The sequence below is a fragment of the Novosphingobium sp. ERN07 genome (genome assembly GCF_012641335.1).
In the GTDB taxonomy this organism is placed as follows: domain Bacteria; phylum Pseudomonadota; class Alphaproteobacteria; order Sphingomonadales; family Sphingomonadaceae; genus Novosphingobium.
This window is the reverse complement of sequence record NZ_JABAID010000003.1, coordinates 403,420-413,129: the sequence shown is the minus strand read 5'-3', so window position 1 is coordinate 413,129 and position 9,710 is coordinate 403,420. Positions and strand designations below refer to the sequence as shown.

The window sequence follows — 9,710 nt, the reverse complement described above, 5'->3', positions numbered from 1 at the left end:
CGACACGCTCGACACGCAACTGGTCGACATGCTTGGCCGCGATGCGCGCGTTTCCAACCGGCGCATTGCTGCCGAACTCGGCGTGACCGAAGGCACCGTCCGCGGGCGCATCAAGCGTTTGCAGCAGGACGGCTTGATCGCCTTCACCGCGATCACCGGCTTCCAGATCGAACAGCGCGCCCGCCTTGCCTTCATCAACGTGCAGGCCGAGGTGAACCGCGTGCGCGAAGTGGCGCAGGTGATTGCGGACATCCCCACCGTCAACGCCGTGCTGATCACGATGGGCCAATTCAACATTACCGCAATGTGCCTGATCGATGATCTGGATGCGCTGGTGGAACTGGCGTCGGACAAGATTCTTGCGGTCGATGGCGTGCATCATGTGGAAACGTCGATTGCGGTAAAGACCGTGAAATACAACGCCCGCATGGCCAAGATCACCAGACCGGCTGAGGTCGCCGACGACGATTAGTCGCCTGCCGGACCGATATCCTCCGGTCCCCAGAACGCGCGCAGGCTGGTGATCCGGCCTGTCGCGTCGAAACGGCAGGCATCGGCAGAACGGATGCGCAGCCGCTTGCCGCCGGGCGGAGTGAACTCCACGTCGAACACCAGCAGCGCCTCGTTTCCGTGCGATCCGCGATGTGGGGCAACGGGGGTAATGCGGGTCTGGTAGGCGACGGTATCTGCAAACCATTGTGCGATGGCTTTGCCTGTGCGCGGTTCCGATCCGATGGGGTCTTCGATGATCGCATCGGGCGCGAACAGGGCCGTAACGCCGGCGGCATCGCCCGCGTTGATCTGGTCCACATAGGCCTGAAGCGTGGCTTTCATTGCCGCCTGCGTGGGAACGCTGCTCATCCGTCAGGGACCGACCGGAAGCATGACTGGCGCGAAAGTGGACAGCAGAGCAGCGTCGAGAACCTGCGCTTGGCCGGTGATGAAAGCGGCGGCGGGGCTGCACAGCCACAGCGCCACTTCGGCCACGTGCTGCGCGCTGCCCATACCGCGCAACGGCACGCGCGGTAGACATTGCGGGTCCACCATTGCCACATCGGGCGCGCCGATCAGGGGTGTTTCTACGCCGCCCGGACACAGCGCGTTGATCCGCGCGCCGCGCGCCGCAAAGGCATCGACGCAGGACTTCACCAACCCCACCACGCCATGCTTTGCCGCGCTGTAGGCGGGATTGCCGGGATGGCCGACCACGCCCGCTGCCGATGCCGTAATTACTACGGCCCCGCCTTGCGCGATGACCGGTTGCACCGCCTTGATCCCGTTGAATGCGCCCTTCAGATTGACGGCGATCAGCCGGTCGAACAGTGCCTCGTCCACAGTGTCCAGCCCGTCCGCCGCGCCATAAAGCCCTGCGTTGAGGAACGCGGCGTCAAGCGCGCCTGCCTCTGCCATCACTTTGGCGACCATCGCCTGATTGCTGGCATAGTCGGCCACGTCCACCTGCACCGCAGATGCGCCATTGCCGATCTCCGCCGCTACCGCTTCGGCTCCCGCAAGGTTGAGGTCTGCGCAGAACACGCGCGCGCCTTCCTGTGCAAAGCGGATTGCCGCCGCACGGCCAATGCCCGATGCCGCGCCGGTGACCAGCACCACTTTTCCATTGAAACGCTGCATCGCTCTCTCCTGTATGTGTATGTTAGCGCAGGTCCGTTTTCAGCACTTTGCCCGCCGCGTTCTTTGGCAGTTCGGGCAGGATCGCAAAGGTGCGGGGCACCTTGTAATTCGCCATATTATCGCGCGACCACGCAATGAGGTCTGCCTCGCCTGGAGCCTCTGCCCCTGCGCGCAGCACGACGAAGGCCTTGCCCAGTTCGCCCATGCGTTCATCGGGAACGCCGATGACGGTGGCCTGCGCAATCGCTGGATGCTTGGCAAGGATCGCTTCGATTTCAGCAGGATAGACGTTGAATCCGCCGCAGATGAACATGTCCTTCTTGCGGTCGGTGATCTTCAGATAGCCCTTGGCATCGATTGTGCCGATATCGCCGGTATGCAACCAACCATCGGCGTCTATCGCTTCGGCGGTAGCGGCGGGATCATCCAGATAGCCGCGCATCACACCGTGGCCACGCACCCAGAGTTCGCCCGCTTCGCCGGTGGGCATGTCCTGACCATCCTCACCCACGCAGCGCACTTGCGTGCCGGGCAGCGGGTAACCGCAGGTATTGGCGATGGTTTCGGCATCATCGCCCTGCCGCGTCATCGCGATGCAGCCGCATTCGGTCATGCCGTATCCATTGACGATGTTCGACATGCCCAGTTCCGCGCGCATCCGCTCTACCAGAACCGGCGGCACCGGAGCCGCGCCCGTTACCGCCACGCGCAAGGACGAAAAGTCGCGCGGTTTGTCGCCCGCAAGTTCCTGCAGCAGCGATTGATAAATCGTCGGCGGGCCGGGGATGAAGGTGATGCGATTCTCTTCGATCTGGCGCACCATCGCGCCCACATCGAACGTCGCCATCGGCACGATGGTTGCCCCGCGCACAAGGCAGGCAGACCAGCCCGCCTTGTAGCCGAAGGTGTGGAAGAACGGATTGACGATCAGGTAGCGGTCACCGGGCCGCAGATCGACGCGCACCGCCCAATCGCCAAAGATCTGCGTGGCCTGACAATGCGCGGTCAGCGCGCCCTTTGGCCGCCCGGTGGTGCCGGAAGTGAAGATGATATCGCAGATGTCATCGGGGCTGACCTGCGCGAAAGCCGCATCCACTGCCGGATCATCTGGCCCCTTCCCGCGCGCCATGAAAGCATCGAAATCGCGGTCCAGATGGATGGTTTCGGCAAGATCGGGCAGGTCTTCGTCCGCGATCAGCGTGGCATAGTCCTGATTGAGGAAGTCTGCCGGGGCGAACAGCAGCTTCACCGCCGCGCGGCGCAGGATATCTGCCGCCTCGTGTCCTTTGAAGCGAGTGTTCATGGGCACGATGGTCGCGCCCACCGTCTGCGCGCCCAGTGCGGCCAGAATCCATTCGCGCGTGTTGGGCGCCCAGATCGCAATGCGGTCCCCGTGCCCCACGTCGCTCGCCAGCATGGCCGAAGCCGAACTGCGGGCATCGGCCCACAGTTCTGCAAAGGTCCAAGTCTGATCCCCGACGATCAGCCCCGGCACGTCGGGCCATTGCTCCGCTGCCGCCTTTGCTGCGCCGGGAATCGTGGCAGGCCAGTTGCCCATCGCCTCGGTCATGCTGCTGGAGCCTCTCTATCCGCTCAGGCGACTTCGAACAGGCCGGCAGCGCCCATGCCGCCCGCCACGCACATCGAAACGACCACGTATTTCACCCCGCGCCGCTTTCCTTCGATCAGCGCGTGGCCGACAAGGCGCGAACCGGTCATGCCAAACGGATGGCCGATGGCGATGCCGCCGCCGTTGACGTTCAGCTTGTCGGGATCGATCTCCAGTTTCTGCTGGCAATAGACGGCCTGGCTGGCGAAGGCTTCGTTGATTTCGAACAGGCCGATATCGTCAACGTTCAGCCCTGCCCGGTCGAGCAGCTTGGGAATGGCGAAGACCGGACCAATGCCCATTTCGTCCGCGCCGCAACCTGCCACCTGAAACCCGCGATAGATGCCCAGCACCGGACGGCCTTCAGCGCGCGCGGTATCAAGGTCCATCAGCACTTGCGCCGATGCGCCATCGGAAAGCTGGCTGGCGTTGCCTGCGGTCACATGGCGGCCTTCGGCAATCACCTGACCGTTCTTGAACACCGGCTTGAGGCCTGCCAGCGCTTCATAGGTGGTGCCAGCGCGCACGCCTTCGTCCTTGGCAAGGGTGACTTCCTCCTTGCCGGTTTCGTTGCCTTCCTTGTCGAACAACGCCTTCGTAACCGTGATCGGCACGATTTCGTCATCGAACTTGCCTGCGGCCTGCGCGGCAGAGGCGCGTTCTTGTGAGAGCGCGGCAAAGCGGTCCTGCGCCTCGCGGCTCACGCCATAGCGTTCGGCCACGATTTCCGCCGTCTCGATCATCGCCATATAGGCGTAAGGGTCTGCCGCCTTGATGAATTCCGACCGGTTGCGGAACTGCGGCGCGTGCTTGTTGATGGTCAGCGAAATGCTTTCCATGCCGCCTGCCACGGCCACATCGATTTCGTTGCACATGATGCCCCGCGCGGCGAGCGCGATGGCATTGAGGCCCGACGAACACTTGCGGTCCAGCGTGAAGCCCGCCGTACTATCGGGCAGGTTCGATCCATGCACGGTCAACCGGCCAAGATTATAGCTTTGCGTGTTCCAGTGGTTGCCCACGCCCAGATAGACGTCATCCACGCGCGCCGGATCGATGCCTGCGCGGTCCAGCGCGGCGTTGACCACATGCGCGGACAGCACCGGGGCTTCGGTATCGTTGAAGGCCCCGCGATAGGCCTTGCCCACGCCGGTGCGGGCGGTTGAAACGATGGCTGCTTCGCGCATGTCAAATCCTCTCGTGGCCTGAAATTTCAGGCAAATCCATGCATGTTAGCGGGGCCGAAATAGGCCCGCATTTCGATGACTTTGCCCGCATCGTCGAACCGGAACGTGTCGATCACGTCCACGCGCTTGTCGGTGCCGTCCCAGTGCAGATGCACGTTGAAGGCGAAGGCGGCATAAGGGCCGCAGATGCGCACCGGCCCGTCCAGCTTCAGCTTTGCACCGGTCTGCATCGATGCGGTATAGAACGCGCGGATCGCATCGTGGCCAACATGCAGCGGGCTGCCCACCGGGTCTTCCACGGTGGCGTTTTCGGCAAAGAGCGCGACGACCCGTTCGGGCGCACTTGCACCGAACGCGGCGACATATTCGTGAACGGCGGCTTCCATCACTTTGGGATCGGGCATGGCATTCACTCCGGGAAATAGCGGCTGATGGTATCGAGCACGCAGGCGGGTTTTTCTTGTCCCTCGATCTCGATGGTCACGCGCACGACAGACTGGATCGCGCCTTTCACCTCTTCGACAGACACGATCTCGCCCGCGCCGCGAATGCGGCTGCCGACCTTGACCGGTGACAGGAAGCGCAGCCTGTCCGCCCCCACGTTCACCGCATGGGCGAACCCGCGCACTTCGATCAGTTGCGGCAGGAAATAGTTGACGAGGCTCATCGTCAGATAGCCGTGCGCGATGGTGCCGCCGAATGGCCCGGCCTTCGCGCGTTCCACATCGACGTGAATCCACTGATGATCGCCGGTCACTTGCGCAAAGCCGTCAACCCGGTCCTGCTCGATGGCCAGCCACTCGGTCGGCTCCAGCCTGGTGCCTTCCTTGCCGATCAGGTCGGCGGGCTTTTCGAAGATTGCGATCATCGCCTCAGGCCCTCTGGCTCGATACCGGCACGATCTCGCCAGTCATGTAGGATGACAGGTCGCTGGCCAGAAACAGCATGACGTTGGCCACTTCCCACACTTCGGCGGGGCGACCATAGGCTTCGGTCTTGACCAGTTCGGCAAGGCGTTCCTCGGTCGTCACTTTGGCAAGGAACGGGTGCATGGCAAGACTGGGCGCAACCGCATTGATGCGCACGCCGTGGTCCGCCGCTTCCAGCGCGGCGCAGCGGGTGAAGGCCATGACGCCCGCCTTGGCGGCGGCATAGTGGGCCTGCCCCTTTTGTGCGCGCCAGCCCAGCACGGATGCGTTGTTCACCATCACGCCCGACTTTTGCGCGTACATCGCGGGCAGGAACGCGCGGGTCATGCGGAACAGGCTGGTCAGCGTCACGTCAAGCACGCGGCTCCACTGGTCGTCGGTCATGTCCACCACATCCACCTCGCCGCCCAACCCCGCATTGTTGATCAGCACATCGACTTTGCCCAGCGCAGCGAGAGCGGCATCACGCAATCCCTGCACCGCCTCTTCGCTCGTCACATCGCAGACGAACGTGGTAGGACGTTCGCAGCCCACTTCGGCGGCGATGCGGTCTGCCGCTTCGCCCAGACGGCGTTCGTGAAAATCGCTGATCAGCACGCGCGCACCTTCTTCGGCGGCGCGCTTGGCCACGGCAAAGCCGATGCCGGTGCCAGCGGCAGCGGTGACCACAACGGTCTTGCCTTTGAGCATACCCAGCGGCGTGGGATAGGCGGGTACGGGAACGGTCATGCTTGCCCTCGTGGTTCGCGCGGTAGACCCAGACCGCGTTCCGCGATCAGGTTGCGCTGGATCTGGTTGGTGCCGCCGTAAATCGTGTCGGACCGGCTGAAGAGATAGACGTTGGGCAGCGCGCCCCAGACATACTGGTCGCCAGCGGCAAGTTCCGCCTCTTGCCCCAGCACGTCCATCGCCAGTTCGCCCAGATTGCGCCGCCATGTGGCCCACTGGATCTTGTAGGTCAGCGCTGCGCCATCGATGGCTGAAAGATCGGTGTTCGACAGCATCCGCAGCGCGCCATAACGCATCAGGCGCAGGCCGATTTCGGCGTTCGCAATACGCTGGCGGATCACCGGATCACCGGCCTTGCCGCTGACCTTTGCCGCTGCGATCACCTGATCCAGTTCGTTGCGGAACTGCATCTGCTGGCCCAGCGTAGACACGCCGCGTTCGAACGCCAGCAGCGCCATCGCAACCTTCCACCCATCGCCCCGCGCGCCCAGCATGGCGTCAGCGGCGCAACGCGCGTCGGTCAGGAACGTCTCGTTGAATTCGGCCTCACCGTTCATCTGGCCGATGGGGCGCACTTCGATGCCCGGTTGGTCCATGTCCATCAGCAGGAACGACAGGCCTTTCGGCCCGGCTGAACCTTCCTCGCTGCGCGCGATCACGAAGATCATGTCGGAATAATGGGCAAGGCTGGTCCAGACCTTCTGGCCGTTGACCACCCATTCATCACCCTCGATCCGGGCCTTGGTCTTCACATTGGCAAGGTCTGATCCGGCATTGGGTTCGGAAAAGCCCTGACACCAGATATGCGTGCCTGCCGCAATGCCGGGCAGATAGCGGGCTTTCTGCTCCTCGGTCCCGAAGGCAAGGATCGTTGGCCCAGCCAGTTCCACGCCGATGTGATTGATGCGGTTGGGTGCACCGGCGCGGGCATATTCTTCGGCAAAGATCACTTGCTGCGCCAGCGTGGCATCGCGCCCGCCCCATTGCGCGGGCCAGCCGATGCACGACCACTTGTGGGCGGCAAGCTGCTGTTCCCACTCCTTGCGCCGGGGAATGGCATCGCACAGGTTGGGAATGCCCCGGATATCGGCAAAGGGACCGGCCATCTGCGCCTGCAGCCAGCCGGCGCATTCGGCGCGGAACGCCTCATCCTTAGCCGAAAAGCCGAGTTTCATGCGGCCACTCCCAGCACCATCCCGGCAATCTGTTCGCGATGCCACTGGCTGTCGCCCAGCATCGATGAGATTGACCGCGCACGCTTGAAGAACAGGTGCGCGTCATGCTCCCACGTAAAGCCGATGCCGCCGTGAAGCTGGATCATATTGCCCGCGCACATGTGGAACGTATCGGCGCAGAACGCCTTGGCCGAATGCAGCGCCAATTGTGCTTCGTCGCAGCCTTCGTCCACTGCGCAAGCCGCCCAGTAAACCGCCGAACGCGCCTGTTCGATCTCGATCATCATGTCGGCCAGACGGTGCTTGTAGGCCTGAAACGATCCGATCTGCCGCCCGAACTGCACGCGCTCCTTCGAATAGGCCACCGTGCGATCCAGCGCGGCCTGCGCCCCGCCAAGCGCCTCGGCGGCAAGGCACAGCCAGCCCGTGACATGCAGCGCATGGAACGCGGCGGTGTGATCCGCGAACGGTTCGGCGGGCGCGTTGTCCAGCGTGATCGTGGCCAGCGGTCGGGTCTGGTCCATCGTCACATGCGCAGTCACGGTCACGCCCGGCGCACCGGCCTGCACCAGCCAGCACTTCTCTCCCGCCGTCAGCACCAGCAGATCGGCGCTGCCGCCGTGGGGGGCAAAGCGGAAGGTGCCGCTCAGCGTGCCTTCACCTGCCGCTGCGTCATTCGACCAAGCGCTTGTCGCGATGCTTTCCCCGGCCACCAGTGCAGGCAGCCAGCGGGCGCGCTGCGCATCGGTTCCGCCCGCCACCAGCGCGTGGGCCGCGCGGGCATTGCCCAGTAGCGGCAGCGCCGCCAATTGCGTGCCGGCCGCTTCGGCAATCAGTGCGAATTCCACCATGCCAAGGCCCACGCCGCCCATCTCTTCAGGCACGCCGATCCCGGCAAGGCCCAGTTCGGTGCAGAAGCTTTGCCACAGATCACGGTCAATCCCGTCGGCGGCCATCGCCAGCCTCGTGCGTTCGCTCGTGGCGTTTTCGGCAAAAAAGGCGCGGGCGGTTTCCGCGATCATTGCCTGTTCTTCGGTGAATGCAAATTCCATTGGTTCTCTCCGGTTCTCAGGCGATGTGTCAGGCGGTGCCCCAGACCTTGCGCGGCGGCACCCGTTCGGCCAGCAAGCGGTCCACCGCCGCGCCCACGTCGCCCGGTTCCCAGCGGGCCTGCTGATCTACGAAAGGCCCTTCGCGCCAGCCGTCTTCCAGCATGATCTTGCCGCCTTCCAGTTCGAACACGCAGCCCGAAACGTGGGCGCTGGCGCTGCTGCCCAGCCACACCACGGCGGGGGCCACATTGGCCGGGTCCATCACGTCGAAACCATCGTCCACCGCCTTCATCTTGTCGGCAAAGGCACCCTCGGTCATCCGCGTGCGGGCCGATGGGGCCAGCGCGTTGGCGGTAATGCCATAGCGGCCCAGTTCTGCCGCCTGCACCAGCGTTAGCGATGCGATGCCGCCCTTGGCGGTGGAATAGGCAGCCTGCGCGATGGAGCCTTGAAGTCCTGCGCCTGAAGAGGTGTTGATGATCCGCGCATCGGGATCGCGCCCGTCCTTCTGCTTGGCCCGCCAATAGTTCACCGCGTGCCGCGCGAGGCAGAAGTGCCCGCGCAAGTGGACGTGCATCGTGGCATCCCACTCTTCGACCGTGGCCGAAACGAACATGCGATCACGCACGATCCCGGCATTGTTGACCACAACGTGCAGGTCGCCAAACGCTTCCAGCGCGGCCTCTACGATGCGCCCAGCGGCGTCCCAGTCGGTGATATCCTCGTAATTGGCGATGGCCTTTCCGCCTGCTGCGACAATCTCTGCCACCACTGCGTCGGCGGCGCTGGTATCGCGCCCGTCACCGCCCAGCGACGTGCCGATATCGTTGACCACCACGTTCGCGCCTTCCGCACCGAATGCCAGCGCATAGGCGCGGCCAAGCCCGCCAGCGGCGCCGGTGATGATGACGGTGCGATTTTCGCAAATGCCCAAGGGAGCCTCCATGAAATGTTGTCAGCCGACGGCAAGCAGCAGGTGCTGCGAAAGATCGCCGGTGTAATCGAGCATCGAATAATCGCGCGTGGCAAAGCGCCATGCTCCGTCAACGCGCGCAAAGCTGTCGTGATAGCGGCCCGATGCAATGGCCTGCAGCGGCAGGTCGGGCGTCTGCTGGAACACGGTATAGACAGACCGGCAGCTTGCGGTGCCCGCCACCTCATCAACCTCCACGATGGGGTTGGTGATCACATGGCGCGTGCGCGGCGTACCACACGGATAGATGCGCACGAACGCCTGCCACTGCGCCAGCATCGGCGCTGCCTCTTCGACCACGCGCCCGCCGCCCAGCGTGACCTGCGCGTGGGCAAACAGCGCAGCCACCTGCTCAAGCTCGCCCGCATCCATCAGTTCGGCGTATCGATAGAGCAGATTGGTTATGGCGGTGGCGGCGCTCATC

12 protein-coding genes are annotated in these 9,710 nt (G+C 63.9%); 1 reads left to right on the top strand and 11 read right to left on the bottom strand.

The window, feature by feature from the left end; translation table 11 throughout:
* Positions 1–472, top strand: a 472-nt coding sequence (locus HGI47_RS07300) for an Lrp/AsnC family transcriptional regulator (protein ID WP_206066040.1), incomplete at its 5' end; no start/stop codon positions are given.
* On the opposite strand, the gene HGI47_RS07295 is transcribed toward HGI47_RS07300, so the two are convergent.
* The 11 genes from HGI47_RS07295 to HGI47_RS07245 are packed head-to-tail and all read right to left on the bottom strand — an operon-like array spanning position 469 to position 9,709.
* On the bottom strand, positions 469–861 hold the full coding sequence (locus tag HGI47_RS07295) for a steroid Delta-isomerase (RefSeq protein WP_168852133.1): 393 nt from the start codon (positions 859–861) through the stop codon (positions 469–471). The genes HGI47_RS07300 and HGI47_RS07295 overlap by 4 nt on opposite strands.
* 3 nt (positions 862–864) lie before the next feature.
* Complete coding sequence (locus tag HGI47_RS07290; protein ID WP_168852132.1) at positions 865–1,632, bottom strand: SDR family NAD(P)-dependent oxidoreductase; 768 nt, start codon at positions 1,630–1,632, stop codon at positions 865–867.
* A 22-nt stretch (positions 1,633–1,654) separates the two neighbouring features.
* On the bottom strand, positions 1,655–3,202 hold the full coding sequence (locus tag HGI47_RS07285) for a FadD3 family acyl-CoA ligase (protein WP_240950044.1): 1,548 nt from the start codon (positions 3,200–3,202) through the stop codon (positions 1,655–1,657).
* 23 nt (positions 3,203–3,225) lie between these two features.
* Entirely contained in the window at positions 3,226–4,428 is a 1,203-nt protein-coding gene (locus tag HGI47_RS07280) for an acetyl-CoA C-acyltransferase (protein ID WP_168852131.1), read from the bottom strand.
* 26 nt (positions 4,429–4,454) lie between these two features.
* Positions 4,455–4,832 (bottom strand): steroid Delta-isomerase, encoded by a 378-nt coding sequence (locus HGI47_RS07275; protein WP_168852130.1) that lies wholly within the window; start codon positions 4,830–4,832, stop codon positions 4,455–4,457.
* A 5-nt stretch (positions 4,833–4,837) separates the two neighbouring features.
* On the bottom strand, positions 4,838–5,296 hold the full coding sequence (locus HGI47_RS07270; protein ID WP_168852129.1) for a MaoC family dehydratase: 459 nt from the start codon (positions 5,294–5,296) through the stop codon (positions 4,838–4,840).
* A gap of 4 nt (positions 5,297–5,300) precedes the next feature.
* Entirely contained in the window at positions 5,301–6,086 is a 786-nt protein-coding gene (locus tag HGI47_RS07265; protein ID WP_168852128.1) for an SDR family oxidoreductase, read from the bottom strand.
* Positions 6,083–7,261, bottom strand: coding sequence for an acyl-CoA dehydrogenase family protein (locus HGI47_RS07260; RefSeq protein ID WP_168852127.1), 1,179 nt, complete (start codon positions 7,259–7,261; stop codon positions 6,083–6,085). The genes HGI47_RS07265 and HGI47_RS07260 overlap by 4 nt, the downstream gene beginning before the upstream one ends.
* A complete protein-coding gene (locus tag HGI47_RS07255) occupies positions 7,258–8,313 on the bottom strand; it encodes an acyl-CoA dehydrogenase family protein (protein ID WP_168852126.1) in 1,056 nt (351 codons plus the stop codon). Before HGI47_RS07255 ends, HGI47_RS07260 begins: the two co-directional genes overlap by 4 nt.
* Positions 8,314–8,341: 28 nt before the next feature.
* Entirely contained in the window at positions 8,342–9,259 is a 918-nt protein-coding gene (locus tag HGI47_RS07250) for an SDR family oxidoreductase (RefSeq protein WP_168852125.1), read from the bottom strand.
* 9 nt (positions 9,260–9,268) lie between these two features.
* Complete coding sequence (locus HGI47_RS07245; RefSeq protein WP_168852124.1) at positions 9,269–9,709, bottom strand: nuclear transport factor 2 family protein; 441 nt, start codon at positions 9,707–9,709, stop codon at positions 9,269–9,271.
* Position 9,710: the final 1 nt, after the last annotated feature.

Excerpts from the sequence above, each read along its gene's own strand:
- HGI47_RS07260 (WP_168852127.1), bottom strand. The coding sequence starts at position 7,261 with ATGAAACTCGGCTTTTCGGCTAAGGATGAGGCGTTCCGCGCCGAATGC.
- HGI47_RS07250 (WP_168852125.1), bottom strand. The coding sequence starts at position 9,259 with ATGGAGGCTCCCTTGGGCATTTGCGAAAATCGCACCGTCATCATCACC.
- HGI47_RS07290 (WP_168852132.1), bottom strand. The coding sequence starts at position 1,632 with ATGCAGCGTTTCAATGGAAAAGTGGTGCTGGTCACCGGCGCGGCATCG.
- HGI47_RS07265 (WP_168852128.1), bottom strand. The coding sequence starts at position 6,086 with ATGACCGTTCCCGTACCCGCCTATCCCACGCCGCTGGGTATGCTCAAA.
- HGI47_RS07285 (WP_240950044.1), bottom strand. The coding sequence starts at position 3,202 with ATGACCGAGGCGATGGGCAACTGGCCTGCCACGATTCCCGGCGCAGCA.
- HGI47_RS07255 (WP_168852126.1), bottom strand. The coding sequence starts at position 8,313 with ATGGAATTTGCATTCACCGAAGAACAGGCAATGATCGCGGAAACCGCC.
- HGI47_RS07295 (WP_168852133.1), bottom strand. The coding sequence starts at position 861 with ATGAGCAGCGTTCCCACGCAGGCGGCAATGAAAGCCACGCTTCAGGCC.
- HGI47_RS07280 (WP_168852131.1), bottom strand. The coding sequence starts at position 4,428 with ATGCGCGAAGCAGCCATCGTTTCAACCGCCCGCACCGGCGTGGGCAAG.
- HGI47_RS07270 (WP_168852129.1), bottom strand. The coding sequence starts at position 5,296 with ATGATCGCAATCTTCGAAAAGCCCGCCGACCTGATCGGCAAGGAAGGC.
- HGI47_RS07275 (WP_168852130.1), bottom strand. The coding sequence starts at position 4,832 with ATGCCCGATCCCAAAGTGATGGAAGCCGCCGTTCACGAATATGTCGCC.
- HGI47_RS07245 (WP_168852124.1), bottom strand. The coding sequence starts at position 9,709 with ATGAGCGCCGCCACCGCCATAACCAATCTGCTCTATCGATACGCCGAA.